A 15211-nucleotide genomic window follows, 5' to 3' on the forward strand; every position below is an offset into this window, starting at 1 on the left:
AAGCCCTATTGGACTTTATTTGTCTGACAGGTCTTATAATTTCCATCTGCATTACGGCACGGTCTGTCTGAATATAGCCATTCCTGCCGCAAACAATCGGACCGGATTACTCTCATGCGTACACCCAAATGGGCTGTATATCTTTACAGTCTCATCATTCTGGCGGGCATATTCATTGCCCTGCCGAACGTCTTTACCAAGCAACAGCTGGAAAATATGCCCGGCTGGTTCCCGAAAAATCAGGTCACACTCGGGCTTGATCTTCGCGGCGGTTCCTATCTCGTCCTTGAAGTGGATGCTGCCGGTCTGAAAAAAGACCGTCTGCGTACATTGCTGGATGATGCACGCAGCAAGCTGCGCTCAGAACGCATTCAGCCACAGTCCATTCGTGTGGCCGGCGATGCGGTTCTGGTCAATATTGCCGATACTGCGCAGCGTGACCGTGCGGTAACAGCACTGAAAACCCTGATTAATCCTGTATCGACCAGCGGTTTCGGTACACCGATCAATGATATTGATGTGACAACGCCGGGCGAACAGATCCGTCTGTCGCTGACAGAAGCCGGTTTCAACTACCGTCTCGACAGCGCCCTCACCCAGAGCCTTGAGATCATCCGTCAGCGTGTGGATCAGGTCGGTGTTTCCGAACCGTCAATTCAGCGCGTCGGCAGTGACCGTATCGTAGTTCAGTTGCCGGGTCTGCAGGATCCGACACAGCTGCGTCAGCTGCTGGGCTCAACGGCTAAAATGGCCTTCCATATGGTTGCGGATGCAGATCCGAACAGCCCGCCGCCTCCGGGCGTCACGATTATGGAAGATTCCAAAAATCCGGACATTAAATATCCGATCGAAGATCAGGTCGCACTCAGCGGTGAACGCCTGACCGATGCGCGCGCCGGTTTTGACCAGCGCTCAAACGAGCCGATTGTTTCGTTCCGTTTTGACAGTCAGGGTGCCCGTCAGTTTGCTGAAATCACCACAAAGAACGTGAACCGTCCTTTCGCTATCGTTCTTGATGACAAGGTTCTGTCTGCACCGACAATCCGTGAGCCGATCACCGGTGGCTCCGGCCAGATCAGCGGTCAGTTCACTGTTGAAGATACTGTGGTTCTGTCCGCCCTGCTGCGTGCCGGTGCATTGCCTGCGCCGCTGACAGTTATTGAAGAACGTACCGTTGGTCCGGATCTCGGCGGCGATGCCATTAAAATGGGTGTCTATACCGGTATTCTCGGCTTTATTCTGGTCGCCGCATTCATCATCATGCTCTACGGTGTTTGGGGTATGATCGCGAATTTCGCGCTGCTTCTGAATATTGTTCTGACCTTTGCAGCACTGACCCTGATCGGGGCAACGCTGACCCTGCCCGGTATAGCCGGTGTTATCCTCAGTATTGGTATTGCTGTGGATGCGAATATTCTTATTAACGAGCGTATTCGTGAGGAAACCAAAAAAGGCATGGGCGCTATGGCTGCGCTCGATAAAGGCTTCAACTCCGCTTATTCAACCATTGTTGACGCCAACGTCACCTCGGTGATTGCAACCGTTCTGCTGTTCATGTTCGGTACCGGCCCTGTTCGCGGCTTCGCTATCACCATGATGCTCGGTATCGCCATTTCCATGTTTACGGCTGTTTCGGTCGTTCGCATCATCATGGCATGGTCTGTCCGCCGCCGTAAGCTGAAGGTTCTGCAGATTGAACCTTGGGTTCGTGTTGCACCGGAAAACACCAATTATCAGTTTATGAAAGCCCGTTATTTCGGGATTCTGGTATCTGTGGTTCTGTCCATTGCCTCTCTGTTCCTGTTCTTCAAACCAGGTCTGAATTACGGTCTCGATTTTACCGGCGGTATTCAGGTTGAAATCACCACATCCCAACCGGCTGATCTGGGACAATTACGTTCCTCGCTCGGCGGACTTGGTCTGGGTGAAGTCGCATTGCAGAATGCCGGCAGCCCAGAAAATGTTCTGATCCGCGTTCAGCGTCAGGATGGCGGTGAAGAAGCGCAGACAGTTGCGGTTAACAAGGTTCGTGAAGCTGTTCAGTCGATCGACAAGGATGTGAAGATCGAACGTACAGAAGTCGTGGGGCCAAAGGTCAGCGGCGAGCTTGCACGTTCCGGCTTTATCGCTCTGGTACTGGCTGCCGGTGCGATGCTGATCTATCTCTGGTGGCGGTTTGAATGGTATTTCGCCGTGGGTGCGATTGCCACGCTGGTACTCGATACCACCAAGCTGGTCGGGTTCTTCGTCATCACCCAGCTCGACTTCAACCTTACAGCGATTGCGGCCGTGCTGACACTGGTCGGTTACTCGGTCAATGATAAGGTGGTGGTCTATGATCGTATGCGTGAAAATATGCGTATGTATAAGGCCAAGCCGCTGCGTGAAATCATTGATCTGAGTATCAATCAGGTTTTCGCCCGTTGTATCTACACCTCGCTTTGTACCTTCCTTGCTGTTCTTCCGATGGCAATCTGGGGCGGCAGCGCGGTTGAGAACTTCGCGATCCCGATGCTGTTCGGTGTATTCATTGCAACCACATCGTCGATCTTCATTGCAGCACCGATCCTGATGCTGCTCGGCACCTGGTGGGAGCGCACTCATAAGCGCGGCCTCGGCGAGACAGACGACGCAGTGACTGCCAAGTAACAAAGACACGATCTTATCGCGCGGCATAGAGCATCGGACCGAAAAGTGTATTCGGTTTTCGGATTATTCCGATGCTCCATTTAAATATTAGAGCGTCCTTTATGCGTCCAATTGGACGCACGGCGCTCTAAAGCCGCGCGATATCCCCTTCTCTGCTTTGCCCTTTTTCTGAACCTGCATAATTCCGCCGAGATTGCAGTTGAGACAAACGGCAAAAGACGCTTATCGCAAGGCAATGTGATGCTACGCATCGCGCTTTGGAAAGTTCAATCGCCACTCGGGCTTAACCAAAGTCCACTGAGTTTCACTCAACGGACTTTGGTTTTATAAGGACAAGCCGCTATGCCTCACGACACTCCCCTGATCGCTACGATTGTTGTTGGTCTGTGTCTGGCCTTTCTGTTCGGGGCTATCGCCAATCGCCTCCGCATTTCTCCGCTGGTGGGTTATCTCCTCGCCGGTGTTCTCTGCGGCCCTTACACCCCGGGTTTTGTTGCCGATCAGGAACTGACACTGCAGCTTGCTGAAATCGGCGTCATCCTGCTGATGTTTGGTGTCGGCTTGCATTTCTCCGTCAAGGAACTGTTGTCGGTCAAAGCCATCGCGGTTCCGGGAGCGCTGGCGCAGATTTTTGCCGCAACCGCTCTTGGCACCGGCCTCGGCCTGATTATCGGCTGGGATTTCACAGGCTCTGTGGTTTTTGGTCTGGCTCTCTCCACGGCATCGACCGTTGTGCTACTGCGCGCTATGCAGGAACGCCGCCTGATGGAAACCGATCGCGGCCGCATCGCCGTCGGCTGGCTGATTGTTGAAGATCTGGTCATGGTGCTGACACTCGTCTTGATGCCAGCCATTGCCGGTCTTTTACATGGTAATTCCGGCACGGTTCCGTCAGATCCGATAGCTTCGTATCTGGGGCTTGGCATTACCGGTATTATCCTGCTGACACTGATCAAAATCGCGGTCTTCATTGCACTGATGCTGATTGTCGGCAAAAGAGTTGTGCCATGGGTGCTTGAAGTGATTTCCGCCAGCGGCTCGCGTGAACTCTTCCGCCTCGGTGTGCTGGCCATTGCGCTTGGCGTGGCCTTTGGCGCTGCCAACCTGTTCGGCGTCTCACTGGCACTGGGTGCATTTTTTGCCGGTATGGTGATGAGTGAATCGGAACTCAGCCATCAGGCGGCCGAGGAATCCCTGCCGCTGCGTGATGCATTTGCGGTGTTGTTTTTTGTCTCGGTCGGCATGTTATTCGATCCGATGGTGCTGATTAATAATCCTCTGTCCCTGCTGGCGACATTGCTGATTATCATGATCGGAAAATCCGCTGCCGCTTTTTTTATTGTGCGCGCGTTCAAACATCCGACAGGCACCGCACTGACCATTTCTGCCAGCCTTGCGCAAATCGGTGAATTCTCATTCATTCTGGCCGGTCTTGGCGTATCGCTGAAAATCATGCCGCCGGAAGCACGCGATCTGGTGCTGGCCGGTGCTATTCTTTCCATTCTCTGTAATCCGCTGGTCTTTATCGGCTTTGAAAAACTGCGCCCGTTTATTGAAAGAAAGCTTGGAGCGAAACAATCAGCAGATGTCACAGATCTCGAGGCTGATGACAAAGACAATGCGGCAGATGATTTCAGCACCTATGCAACCACACAAACCGGTCACACAATCATTGCCGGTTATGGTGAGGTGGGCTCGCGTGTTGCAGCCAGACTGATTGAAGAAAAGCGCCCGCTCGTCGTGATTGAGAATGCCGAAAAACCGGCCACAGAATTACGTGAAACAGGTGTCGAAGTTATTCTCGGCAATGCCGCCGATGCCGATGCACTGGCCAGAGCCGGTCTTGCAAATGCTCAATGCCTGATCCTCGCTCTGCCTTATGCATTTGAGACAGCGCGTGTTATTGCACAGGCCGGTCAGATCAATCCGTCCCTGCATATTATTGCCCGTGCTGAATCGGTAGTTGAAGCTGATTATCTGCGTGATCTCGGGATTGGTACGATTATTCTGGCAGAAGAAGAAATTGCCCGCGGCATTCTCGGAAAAATTTCCGAAACAAAGACAGATTATGTAAAAAACTTGACAGAAACTTCACCTGAAGAACCCTTAAGTTCCATAAATTAATGATTAAGACATAAAAATCGTTAAAAGTGACGAAGTATAAAAACTGACAACATGTGAATACCTGTTACAAATGAGTGATGTGGAATCAATCAGCAGACATCCGCCCTTAAAAGACGGAATTCCGGTGATGACTTGTGTGACCACACCAACAACAAAAGGGTGTCATCTGATAGATGAAATGGAAAGATTACATCTGGCCGACAATCGGCATCGGCGCGGTTATTGTATCCGTATGGCTTCTGTATAATGAACTGCGCAGCATTTCTCTTGAGGATGTAATTGACAGTCTCGCGGCGATTACCCTGAAACAATGGCTGCTGAGTGCTTCCTGTGCATTGCTTTCCTATATGGCGCTGGCCGGTTACGACCGCATCGCGCTCAAGCATTTGCACAAAAAAATCTCATGGCTGTTTATCAGCCTGTGCTCTTTCACTGCTTATGCCCTGTCCCATAATATCGGTGCTTCGGTTATTTCCGGTGCGGTTGTCCGCTACCGTGCCTATTCTTCCAAAGGTCTTTCCGGTGCGGAAGTTGCCGTTCTGGTCGGTTTCTGCTCTTTCACCTTTGCGCTCGGCACGCTGATCCTCAGTGCTATTGTTCTGCTCGTTGAGCCGGAGCTGCTTCAGCGCTTTAACAATGATATTCCTGAAAGCCTCGCAATAGCTGCCGGTGTCGTCATTCTCGTATTGGTTGCGCTTTATGTATTTGGCAGCTTCATGCAATTGCGGCCTTTGCGCATCGGCTCAAAATTCCAGCTGTCCTATCCGCGCCTGTCCGTTGTGTCATGGCAGTTGCTGATCGGCCCTCTGGAACTGATCGGTGCAGCAGGCATCATCTATTTCGCTCTGCCTGAAGTGAACCATCCGGGCTTTCTGATTGTGCTGGGTATTTTCCTGATCTCATTCTCGGCAGCTCTGATTTCCAATGCACCGGGTGGTCTCGGCGTTCTGGAGTTTCTGTTCATCACCGGCCTGCCAAATCTCAATCCGGCCGATGTGCTGGCGGCGCTGATTGTCTTCCGCCTGCTCTATCTGCTGATACCGTTCGGTATCTCTCTGATTGTCGTGCTGATTTTTGAGAAGAGTGAATTCTCCAAAAAGCGCAAACTTGATATCAAGTCTTGAAAACAAAAAAGCCGCGAAACTTAAGTTTCGCGGCTTTTTTGTTAAAGGATGGCACTCTTACGAATGCGCCCAGTCCCAATAGAGTTTGCGGGCTTTCTGCGCAACCGGACCATAGCTCAGTTGCCTGTCGTCAAAGCCGATCACCGGCACGACCTTGGAATGATTGCCGGTTGAGAAAATTTCATCGGCTTCACGGAAATCTTCAACCTTCAGCGTGGTTTCCGTTACAGACACACCATTATCACGCAGCAGACCGATCACGCGCTGGCGGGTAATACCGTTGAGGAATGTGCCGTTTGGCGCAGGTGTAAACACTTCACCATCGCGCACCATGAACACATTGGAAGATGCCAGCTCGGCCACATTACCCAGCATATCGCAAACCAGCGCATTGCCGAAACCTTTGGCACGGGCTTCCCGGATCATGCGGGCATTATTCGGATAGAGGCAGGCAGCCTTGGCATCCAGCGGCATGGTCTCAATTGTCGGACGACGGAAACGTGTAGTGGTAATGGTGAAACCGGTTGGCTCGCCCATCGGAATTTCTTCCAGACACAGCGCAAAATCCGTGCTTTCGGCAGCAGGCAGAACCACATTGGCTTCGCCCTCTTCCGCCCAATACATCGGACGGATATAGACCGCAGCATTCTCGCCGAATTTTGTCATGCCCTGACGGCTCAGTTCCATGATTTCTTCAGGCGTATTCGTCGGTTTCAGACCAAGTGCCTCTGCGGAGCGGTTAACGCGTGCGCAATGGCGATCCAGATCAGGGATCACACCTTCAAAACCGCGTGCACCGTCAAAAACCAGCGAACCAAGCCATGTTGCCTGTGATGACGCACCGAGAATACGCACATCGCCTTCATGCCATTTGCCTTTATAAAATGTCCAGCTACGACCAATCTGGCCCATGTCACTTCTCCATATGCGAATCAAATTTGAAATCCGGCAGTCTGCTGCAAGCAAAATCCGGCCCGTGGCGACCAGCTGCATTTGTCCGTAACCGGCTGAGTTTATCAGCAATCTCCGGCAAGGTGGCAGCGTCAGCAACGCAGAACCACATTAAAATCCTCTCAGGGAAGTGCAACTCCCCAAAGATAAAAACTATTTTTTTAATTTATTCCGGTGCGCGGAAGCCTCAGTAAAATCAGCAGCCCATACATTTTAAACACAAAATCATTCCTAAAACGCATCAACTCTGCCATTTCCGGACTGTAATATATCTGTGTGACGTAAACGGAAGCCAGCCTTTTCAAGCCAAGGAAAACGCTCATCATTCTTACTGTGGTTTTATGATTTCAAGACCATTTCCCTGCATCGAGGCAGCAGAAATGCTTCATGCTCTTTGCGCAGGAGCTGCCGCAAAGGCTCTCATTCAACATTGTCACAATGCTAAATTAGCGCCTGCTCTATGCGACATTAATTGTATGGCAACTGCACAATCAGCTATTGCCCCCCTGCATTTCCTATGGAAAACTTGTTGCAACAAATTTCATAACAATAAACTGTGGGGAATAATCAATGAAGCTTACGCATATTGCATTCACGGCCTGCACCATGCTCGGCGGTCTGGCTCTCGCAGCCGGTTCTGCTCAGGCACGCGACCTTACAGTTGTCTCCTGGGGCGGCAGCTATCAGGACGGACAGCGCGAAATTTATTTCAAACCTTTTGCCAAAGAGCTGGGCAAACCGGTTCTCGATGAGAGCTGGGATGGCGGCTACGGCGTTCTGCAAGCCAAGGTCAAAGCCGGCGAAACCAACTGGGACGTTGTGCAGGTTGAAGCTGAAGAGCTTGAGCTTGGCTGTGCCGACGGTATTTATGAAAATATCAATTGGGAACAGCTCGGCGGCAAAGACAAATTCATTCCGGCAGCGGTTCATGATTGCGGCGTCGGCGCGATCGTCTGGTCTACCGGCATCGCCTATAACGGCGACACGATGAAAGATGCCCCGCAATCATGGGCTGATTTCTGGGACGTGAAAAAATTTCCGGGAAAACGCTCTTTGCGTAAAAGCGCCAAATATTCTCTTGAATTTGCGCTGATTGCTGACGGCGTTGCTCCGAAAGATGTTTATGATGTGCTGGCATCGCCGGAAGGTGTGGATCGCGCATTCAAAAAACTCGATGAAATCAAGCCGCATATCGTGTGGTGGGAAGCCGGTGCGCAGCCGGTACAGCTGCTCTCTTCCGGTGAAGTGGTAATGGCCTCGGTCTATAATGGCCGTATCAATGCACTCAACCGCACCGAGAACAAGAATTTCGGTTTTGTCTGGCCGGGCAGCATCTATGCCGTCGACAGCTGGGCAATCATGAAAGGCACGCCTTTCCCGAAAGAGTCGATGGATTTCATCGCTTTCGCCAGCAAGGCCGACAATCAGGCCAAACTGCCTGAATATATCACCTATGGTCTGCCGAATATCGAAGCCGATAAATTCGTTGACGAAAAATACCGCAAAGATCTGCCGACCACACCGGCCAATATGACCGATGCAGCAGCCATTGGCGTGGAATTCTGGACAGATAATTCTGAAAGCCTGAACCAGCGTTTCAATGCATGGCTTGCCCAGTAAGCTGAAGTCAAAGACCGGCAATCATGTGACCGGTTATGCAGTTGTTCCGGAATTTGCATACCTTCCCCCGTAAGGATGCAAATTCTCCGGAACGGCTGCACTTCGCAGCTTAATTTTCCTGACTGCTAAGCAGTCATCTTTTCCCCGACTGCACGGCAGTCATTCGATTCAAAAGCGCATTTCCTGTTGCCGCCCCGCAGCAGACAACAGCAAACACTGTCCTGTTTGACTCCCGAAAACGGTCTGACGGTGTTTCGCTCCATTCGAGGTTTTACGCGTGAATAATCCCTTCATTCATTTTGACAAGGTGAGCAAAGCATTCGGCTCCCTGACAGTTGTCGATAATCTGGATTTAACCATCGGCAAAGGTGAGTTTGTCAGCATGCTCGGGCCTTCCGGTTCAGGCAAAACCACCTTGCTGATGCTGCTGGCCGGTTTTGAACGCCCTACCGGCGGCACTGTCAGTGTTGATGGCAAACGTATCGATCAGTTGCCGCCGCATAAGCGTAATATGGGCGTGGTGTTTCAGAATTATGCTCTGTTTCCCCATATGACCATTGCCGAAAACGTGGCTTTCCCGTTGAAAATGCGCGGGCTATCCAAGTCTGAAATGCAGGATCGTGTGAAGCGCGCATTGGATATGGTGCAGCTTGGCACCATGCTGGAGCGCAAGCCTTCGCAGCTTTCCGGCGGCCAGCAGCAGCGTGTTGCACTGGCGCGCGCATTGGTGTTTGAACCGGAGGTGGTGCTGATGGACGAACCGCTCGGCGCGCTCGACAAGCAGCTGCGTGAACGTATGCAGCTCGATATCCGCGAATTACATCACCGTCTCGGCCTGACGATCGTTTTCGTGACCCATGATCAGTCTGAAGCTCTGACCATGAGCGACCGTATTGCCGTATTCAATCGCGGTAAGATTGAGCAGATCGGCACGCCATCCCAGATTTACGACCATCCGGCGACGCAATTTGTTGCGGAATTTATCGGTGAAACCAATCTGATCGACGGTAAAGTCTCCGGCATCCACAATGGCGAAACCCAGATCCGCCTGAACAATGGTCAGGATATCCGTGTAGACGCCGAAGCACCGTTCCATGCCGGTCAGGATATACGCCTGTCGCTGCGCCCTGAGCGCGTGCGGCTGAATACAGAGGAAAGTGCCGCCAATCATTTGACAGCAACCGTCAGCGATATTGTCTATCATGGCGACCATCTGCGTGTAGCGCTGGATTTTGCAGGCCAGAGCCTTGTCACCAAGGCCGACCGCAGTTTCCATAATTTGAAAGCCGGCGATCCGGTCACCTTGTCTTTCCTGCCGGCGGATTGCTGGCCGATTGCAGTTCCTGCCCGTAATTCTCAGGTGGCGGCATGAATGAACTGCAACGACAACGGCTGAAATCTTTCGCACTGGTGGCACCGCTGGCTTTGTTCCTGCTGGTCTTTTTCATCATTCCGTTGGTGACGATGATGAAAGAGGCAGTGTCTGATCCGGTTGCCGCTAAAGCGCTGCCGCTCACTGCACAGGCTGTCAGCGACTGGAATCCGGAAGCACCGCCGACACCGGAAATGAAAGCCTCATTGGCGGAAGATATCCGCAACAATGATGATGCCCAGCTCTTTGGTGATCTGGTACGCCGCCTCAACAGTGCGCAACCCGGCTTCCGCACATTGATGAGCAAAACCCGTAATCAGCTGACCAAGCTTGAAGAGCCGGTTGATTATGCGCAGATTGACCTCGTCGCGATCGACAAGAAATGGGGCGAACAGCAATACTGGCAGGCCATTGCTTCAGCGGCTTCAACCACACTGACAGACCGTAATCTGCTGGCAGCCGTGGATATGGAACGCGACATCTCCGGTGAAATCCGCTCTCTGCCATCCGATGCCTCTGCCAATGTCACCATTATGGTGCGTACCTTCATCACTGCACTCAGCGTCACCATTGCCTGCATTCTCATCGGCATTCCGTTCGCTATGGTTGCGGCATCCGTGGAAGGCTGGAAACGCCAACTGCTGCTTGGCGCGGTCTTACTACCGCTCTGGACATCGCTGCTGGTGCGTACGGCCGCATGGTTTATCCTGTTGCAGGATCAGGGGCTGATTAATAATGCGCTGATTGCGATCGGCATTACCAGTGAGCCGCTGGCACTGATCTTCAACCGTACCGGCGTGATTATCGCCATGACCCATGTGCTTTTGCCCTTCATGGTGCTGCCGGTGTTCAGTGTGCTGATCGGCATTCCGAAAAATCTGATGCCAGCCGCCGCTTCACTTGGCGCACATCCGCTGCGTTCTTTCTTTCATGTGCTGTTACCATTGATTATGCGTGGCGTGGTCTCCGGCTCGCTGCTCGTCTTCATGACAGCGCTTGGCTATTACATCACCCCTGCTCTCATCGGCGGCGCTAAAGACCAGCTCATCAGCTCGGTCATCGCGTTCTATGCCATGGGCGCTGCAAACTGGGGCATGGCCGGTGCGCTCGGCATGGTTCTGCTGATTGCAACCATTCTGCTCTATACGATCTATATGCGTCTCTCGACCGAGAAGGAGGTACGTTCATGAACGGCTTCAAACTCCTCAAACTTCTGTTTGGCGCAGCGGTCGTATTCTTCCTGCTGGCACCGCTGGTAGCAATCCTGCCACTGGCCTTCACCAGCGGAGCGTTGCTTGGCTATCCGATGGAAGGCTATTCCACACGCTGGTTTCAGGAACTGGTGCAGGCCGATGCATGGCGACGCTCAATCATCAACAGCCTGATTATCTCTGTCGGCACCACGGCACTGGCAACAGTGCTGGGCACCGTCGGAGCGCTGGGGCTGCGCGGCAATCAGTATTCCTTCGTGTTCAATTCGATCAAAACAGTGTTTCTGCTGCCGATGGTCGTGCCTGCTGTGGTACTCGGCGTGGGCATGCAGCTGATGTTTGCGCAATATGACCTGCTCAACTCCTATATCGGCGTAATTATCGCCCATACGGTTGTGGCAGTACCATTCGTGGTCATCAATGTGCTGGCCGTGCTGCAAAGTGTTGACCGGCGCGTTGAACAGGCGGCTGCAAGTCTTGGTGCACCGCCCCATATAGTCCTGCAAAAAGTAACGCTGCCGCTGGCAAAACCCGGCATTATTTCCGGTGCGGTCTTTGCTTTCGCAACCTCGCTGGATGAAGTGGTGCTGACCCTGTTCGTCGCAGGTCCGAACCAGCGCACACTGGCACGACAGATGTTCTCGACCATCCGCGAGAATATCAGTCCGGCTATTGCCGCCGCTGCATTCGTTTTCATTGTCGGTACAATCTTGATTGCACTGGTGATGATCCTGACACAGCGCAAAGCAGCAGCTCAGCCGCAATAAAACAAACAATTACAAAAAGATAAAAGCCGCCTTTGAATCAATTTCAGAGGCGGCTTCGTCTTTTTTAATCAACTTGTTTGCGTTCCAGCCAGACTTTCAGCACCAGTGTTAGCAGAGCCAATACCGCCAGTGTTGAAGCCGCGGCAAATGCGCCAACTGTATTTTGATCCTGAAACAGCAGATCAACCTGCAACGGCAGCGTGTTGGTTTTACCGCGAATGGCGCCGGAGACAATCGATGTCGCACCATACTCCCCCATCACCCGCGCATTACACAGCACGGCACCATAGAGCAGTGCCCATTTGATATTCGGCAGCGTCACATAGAAGAAGGTTTGCAAGCCGCTGGCACCGAGTGACAATGCCGCCTCTTCATCCTCGCCGCCCTGCATTTCCATCAGCGGGATCAGCTCACGGGCAACAAAAGGACTGGTGACAAACAGGCTGACCAGAAAGATCGCCGGAACGGTGAACATGATCTTGAGATCATAACTCTCCAGCAAAGGCCCCAGCATCCCCTGCGCGCCATAGAGAAACAGATAGGCTGTACCGGCAATAATCGGCGATACAGAAAACGGAATTTCAATAAAGCTGATCAGTAACCGTCGCCCCGGAAAGCGGAACCGCGTCACCAGCCATGCCACGCAGACACCGAAAGCCATATTGATCGGTACAACCACAATCGCCGTCAACATAGTCAGCCACACCGCATGCATCGTATCCGGCTTGGTAATTTCTGCCCAGAAGCGTCCCATACCGCTGCCAAAAGCTGCAGAAAAAATCACCGCCATCGGAATGCCGAGCACGATCAGCGACAGCACAACGGCCAGCCCGATCAGGAAACGCCGTCCCCAAAGTCTGCGTCGAAACTGCGGTGAAGTTTTTTCAGAAGCTAAAGCAGGAAAAGCCAAAATCGCCATATCAGTTTCGCTCCGCATAGCGCAGCTGCCGTGCCTGCATCAGATTGGTTATCAGCAGCATGGCAAAAGCCATCAGCAACATCACCATCGCCAGTGCCGCAGCTGCCGGATATTCATATTCATCCAGCCGCACAAAAACGAGAAGCGAAGTCACTTCGGTTTTAAACGGCAGATTGGCAGAGATGAAAACAATCGCGCCAAACTCCCCCAAACCACGTGCAAAGGACAAAGCACTACCAGCCAGAAATGCAGGCAGGATCATCGGCCAGATCACATGAGCAAAAACCTGCCATGGATTGGCACCTAGCGTCTCCGCCGCCTCCTCCACATCGTGATTCAAGTCTTCAAGAACCGGCTGTACTGTTCGGATAACAAAGGGAATACTGGTAAAAGCCATCGCAATTATTATGCCCGCAGGCGTATAGGCCAGGTATAGGCCAAGCGGTTCAGTATATTGCCCGATCCAGCCATTCTTCGATAAAACGGTTACCAGCGCCAGACCGGCAACGGCGGTCGGCAATGCAAAAGGCAGATCAACGGCAGCATCCAGCAGGCGCTTGCCCGGAAATTCATAGCGCACCAGCACCCACGCCATCAGCAGACCAAACAGAGCATTAAACACCGTCGCGGCGGCAGAGGTGAGTATGGTCAGCTTGAATGTCGCCACAGCGCGTGGCGAACTGATAATCGCCCAGAAATCCGCAAAGCCAAGACTGGCCGTTTTCATAATCAGAGCAAAAAGCGGCAGAGCCACAATCACCGTCAGATAAAGCAGCGTACAGCCCATCGTAATACCAAAGCCCGGCATCACTGTTTTTCTGACTTTAAAGATTGGTCTTTTCATAACCGGTCTGCTCTGTATGAGATACGGGAAAAGCCGGCGCGCCTTTGAGGACGCACCGGCTGTCATTTTCAGGTCACGTTATTTGCCCGTGAACAGCTGATCGAGAATACCGCCCTCGGCAAAATGCTCTTTGGTCACATTTGCCCAGCCGCCAAATTCATCTTCCACACGCACCAGTTTCACCTCAGGGAAATTGGCTTTGTGCTTTTCAATGGTTGCAGCGTCATGCACACGGTTGAAATTGCTTGCGAGAATTTCCTGCCCCTGTGGTGCATAGAGGAAATCGAGATAGGCCTGAGCGATTTTACGCGAGCCGCGTTTATCGACAACCTTATCAACGATTGTCACCGGAAACTCGGACAGCAGGCTGATTGGCGGTACGACGACTTCATATTTATCTTTGCCCAGCAGCTTCTGAGTACCCAGCACTTCGGCTTCAAATGTCACCAGAACATCGCCAATACCGCGCTCGGTGAAAGTGGTAGTCGCACCGCGGCCGCCGGTATCAAACACCGGAACATTTTTGAACAGCTTGGTGATGAATTCACGAACCTTGGCATCATCCTTGTTAAATGCTTCACGCGCATAGGCGGTTGCCGCCAAATAGGTATAGCGCGCATTGCCGGAGGTTTTCGGGTTCGGGAAAATCACCTGTACGTCTTCGCGCACCAGATCGTCCCAGTTTTTGATCTGCTTCGGATTGCCTGCACGCACAAGAAACGCTGGGAGTGAATAATAAGGCGAGGAATTGTTCGGCAGACGGCTCTGCCAGTCCGCAGGGATCAGATTGCCTTTGTCATGCAGCACCTGCACATCTGTCACCTGATTAAAGGTCACGATATCGGCTTCCAGCCCCTCGAGAATAGAACGTGCCTGTTTGGAGGAACCGGCATGAGACTGATTGACGGTGAGTGTTTCACCGGTCTGTTCTTTCCACACCGGAATAAAGGCTGTGTTGACCTGCTCATACAGCTCGCGGGCAATGTCATAGGAGACATTGAGGATTTCTTTCGGATCCTCAGCCTGTGCCGCAGTCAAAGAAGTTCCCAAACCGAGCACAAGCCCGGCCGCTAACAGAAGTTTTTTCATGAAATACCCGCCGCCTGTGTCTTTGCCTAAGGCAAATGATTGGAGTTATCTATAGCTCCAAAGATTAAGCAGCAGCGGCATGAAATCAATACTAAATTATTGATTTAAATAGATAATTTACTTTTAGAAACAAAATCAGAAATCTATGATACGTCAGAAAAAGAATGAGCAAGATTTTGCTAGCAAACATTCATATGGCGCAATTTGATTTCCGGAACATGGTTGAAAAATCGCAGTTTGCGGAAGGTTTTACCAAATACCGCGGTGACGCCAGCAGCCGAATTTTTCGGATTGATCCGGTGCAAGGCGGCTTTGGCGTCGCCGTTCAATGGTCTTCTCGTCCTGAGAAATTTCCTGCCAGAATTTTTGAAACGCCTGACCGCGCTGCTGCATTATTCCCTTCAGAGACTGAAATAGAGCCATGAATAACACTCCTGTATCGTCAGATTGCCAGCGTTTCCCAAAAAGTGTGAAACGGTTTTCGGGTAAGATACGCGCAAAACAAAGAGACAGAGCATTTCCTATGATCAAGATAAACTGA

At 52.0% G+C, this 15211-nt stretch carries 12 protein-coding genes; 8 read left to right on the forward strand and 4 right to left on the reverse strand.

What is annotated here, in order from left to right; all coding sequences use genetic code 11:
- Nucleotides 1-114 precede the first annotated feature (114 nt).
- The 3 genes from secD (at nucleotide 115) to LDL70_RS09600 (ending at nucleotide 5897) form a co-directional block, all read left to right on the forward strand.
- Nucleotides 115-2649 (forward strand): protein translocase subunit SecD, encoded by a 2535-nt coding sequence (gene secD, locus LDL70_RS09590; protein WP_225684921.1) that lies wholly within the window; start codon nucleotides 115-117, stop codon nucleotides 2647-2649.
- Between the two features lie 342 nt (nucleotides 2650-2991).
- On the forward strand, nucleotides 2992-4773 hold the full coding sequence (ybaL, locus tag LDL70_RS09595; protein ID WP_225684922.1) for a YbaL family putative K(+) efflux transporter: 1782 nt from the start codon (nucleotides 2992-2994) through the stop codon (nucleotides 4771-4773).
- A gap of 173 nt (nucleotides 4774-4946) precedes the next feature.
- Nucleotides 4947-5897 (forward strand): YbhN family protein, encoded by a 951-nt coding sequence (locus LDL70_RS09600; RefSeq protein WP_022709857.1) that lies wholly within the window; start codon nucleotides 4947-4949, stop codon nucleotides 5895-5897.
- A 57-nt stretch (nucleotides 5898-5954) separates the two neighbouring features.
- Here LDL70_RS09600 and LDL70_RS09605 read toward each other — a convergent pair whose 3' ends face one another.
- Nucleotides 5955-6809, reverse strand: a complete 855-nt coding sequence (locus LDL70_RS09605; protein ID WP_225684923.1) for a branched-chain amino acid aminotransferase — start codon at nucleotides 6807-6809, stop codon at nucleotides 5955-5957.
- Between the two features lie 645 nt (nucleotides 6810-7454).
- Here LDL70_RS09605 and LDL70_RS09610 point away from each other — a divergent pair.
- The 4 genes from LDL70_RS09610 to LDL70_RS09625 all read left to right on the forward strand — a co-directional run bounded on the left by LDL70_RS09610 (nucleotide 7455) and on the right by LDL70_RS09625 (nucleotide 11818).
- Complete coding sequence (locus LDL70_RS09610) at nucleotides 7455-8468, forward strand: ABC transporter substrate-binding protein (RefSeq protein WP_028233375.1); 1014 nt, start codon at nucleotides 7455-7457, stop codon at nucleotides 8466-8468.
- A gap of 277 nt (nucleotides 8469-8745) precedes the next feature.
- Nucleotides 8746-9840: an ABC transporter ATP-binding protein gene (locus tag LDL70_RS09615; RefSeq protein WP_022709861.1), complete on the forward strand. Its 1095-nt coding sequence runs from the start codon at nucleotides 8746-8748 to the stop codon at nucleotides 9838-9840.
- Nucleotides 9837-11030, forward strand: coding sequence for an ABC transporter permease (locus LDL70_RS09620; protein ID WP_022709862.1), 1194 nt, complete (start codon nucleotides 9837-9839; stop codon nucleotides 11028-11030). Before LDL70_RS09615 ends, LDL70_RS09620 begins: the two co-directional genes overlap by 4 nt.
- Complete coding sequence (locus LDL70_RS09625) at nucleotides 11027-11818, forward strand: ABC transporter permease (protein WP_075656254.1); 792 nt, start codon at nucleotides 11027-11029, stop codon at nucleotides 11816-11818. The genes LDL70_RS09620 and LDL70_RS09625 overlap by 4 nt, the downstream gene beginning before the upstream one ends.
- A gap of 64 nt (nucleotides 11819-11882) precedes the next feature.
- Here LDL70_RS09625 and cysW read toward each other — a convergent pair whose 3' ends face one another.
- From cysW to cysP, 3 genes are all read right to left on the reverse strand, one after another.
- Complete coding sequence (cysW, locus tag LDL70_RS09630) at nucleotides 11883-12608, reverse strand: sulfate ABC transporter permease subunit CysW (RefSeq protein WP_245293634.1); 726 nt, start codon at nucleotides 12606-12608, stop codon at nucleotides 11883-11885.
- 130 nt (nucleotides 12609-12738) lie between these two features.
- Complete coding sequence (gene cysT / locus LDL70_RS09635; protein WP_225684925.1) at nucleotides 12739-13581, reverse strand: sulfate ABC transporter permease subunit CysT; 843 nt, start codon at nucleotides 13579-13581, stop codon at nucleotides 12739-12741.
- Nucleotides 13582-13659: 78 nt separating this feature from the next.
- The gene (cysP, locus tag LDL70_RS09640; protein ID WP_075656250.1) at nucleotides 13660-14670 is read right to left on the reverse strand and encodes a thiosulfate ABC transporter substrate-binding protein CysP; all 1011 of its coding nucleotides are present in this window, start codon (nucleotides 14668-14670) and stop codon (nucleotides 13660-13662) included.
- A 164-nt stretch (nucleotides 14671-14834) separates the two neighbouring features.
- Here cysP and LDL70_RS09645 point away from each other — a divergent pair, with 164 nt between their 5' ends.
- On the forward strand, nucleotides 14835-15095 hold the full coding sequence (locus LDL70_RS09645; protein ID WP_225684926.1) for a hypothetical protein: 261 nt from the start codon (nucleotides 14835-14837) through the stop codon (nucleotides 15093-15095).
- Nucleotides 15096-15211: the final 116 nt, after the last annotated feature.

Origin of the sequence: Pseudochrobactrum sp. XF203 (genome assembly GCF_020341615.1) — a bacterium.
Lineage (GTDB): Bacteria > Pseudomonadota > Alphaproteobacteria > Rhizobiales > Rhizobiaceae > Pseudochrobactrum > Pseudochrobactrum saccharolyticum.

What these genes read in the sequence shown, in the direction of transcription:
- secD (WP_225684921.1), top strand. Translation starts at nt 115, where the DNA reads ATGCGTACACCCAAATGGGCTGTATATCTTTACAGTCTCATCATTCTG.
- ybaL (WP_225684922.1), top strand. Translation starts at nt 2,992, where the DNA reads ATGCCTCACGACACTCCCCTGATCGCTACGATTGTTGTTGGTCTGTGT.
- LDL70_RS09600 (WP_022709857.1), top strand. Translation starts at nt 4,947, where the DNA reads ATGAAATGGAAAGATTACATCTGGCCGACAATCGGCATCGGCGCGGTT.
- LDL70_RS09605 (WP_225684923.1), bottom strand. Translation starts at nt 6,809, where the DNA reads ATGGGCCAGATTGGTCGTAGCTGGACATTTTATAAAGGCAAATGGCAT.
- LDL70_RS09610 (WP_028233375.1), top strand. Translation starts at nt 7,455, where the DNA reads ATGCTCGGCGGTCTGGCTCTCGCAGCCGGTTCTGCTCAGGCACGCGAC.
- LDL70_RS09620 (WP_022709862.1), top strand. Translation starts at nt 9,837, where the DNA reads ATGAATGAACTGCAACGACAACGGCTGAAATCTTTCGCACTGGTGGCA.
- LDL70_RS09625 (WP_075656254.1), top strand. Translation starts at nt 11,027, where the DNA reads ATGAACGGCTTCAAACTCCTCAAACTTCTGTTTGGCGCAGCGGTCGTA.
- cysW (WP_245293634.1), bottom strand. Translation starts at nt 12,608, where the DNA reads ATGGCGGTGATTTTTTCTGCAGCTTTTGGCAGCGGTATGGGACGCTTC.
- cysT (WP_225684925.1), bottom strand. Translation starts at nt 13,581, where the DNA reads ATGAAAAGACCAATCTTTAAAGTCAGAAAAACAGTGATGCCGGGCTTT.
- cysP (WP_075656250.1), bottom strand. Translation starts at nt 14,670, where the DNA reads ATGAAAAAACTTCTGTTAGCGGCCGGGCTTGTGCTCGGTTTGGGAACT.
- LDL70_RS09645 (WP_225684926.1), top strand. Translation starts at nt 14,835, where the DNA reads ATGAGCAAGATTTTGCTAGCAAACATTCATATGGCGCAATTTGATTTC.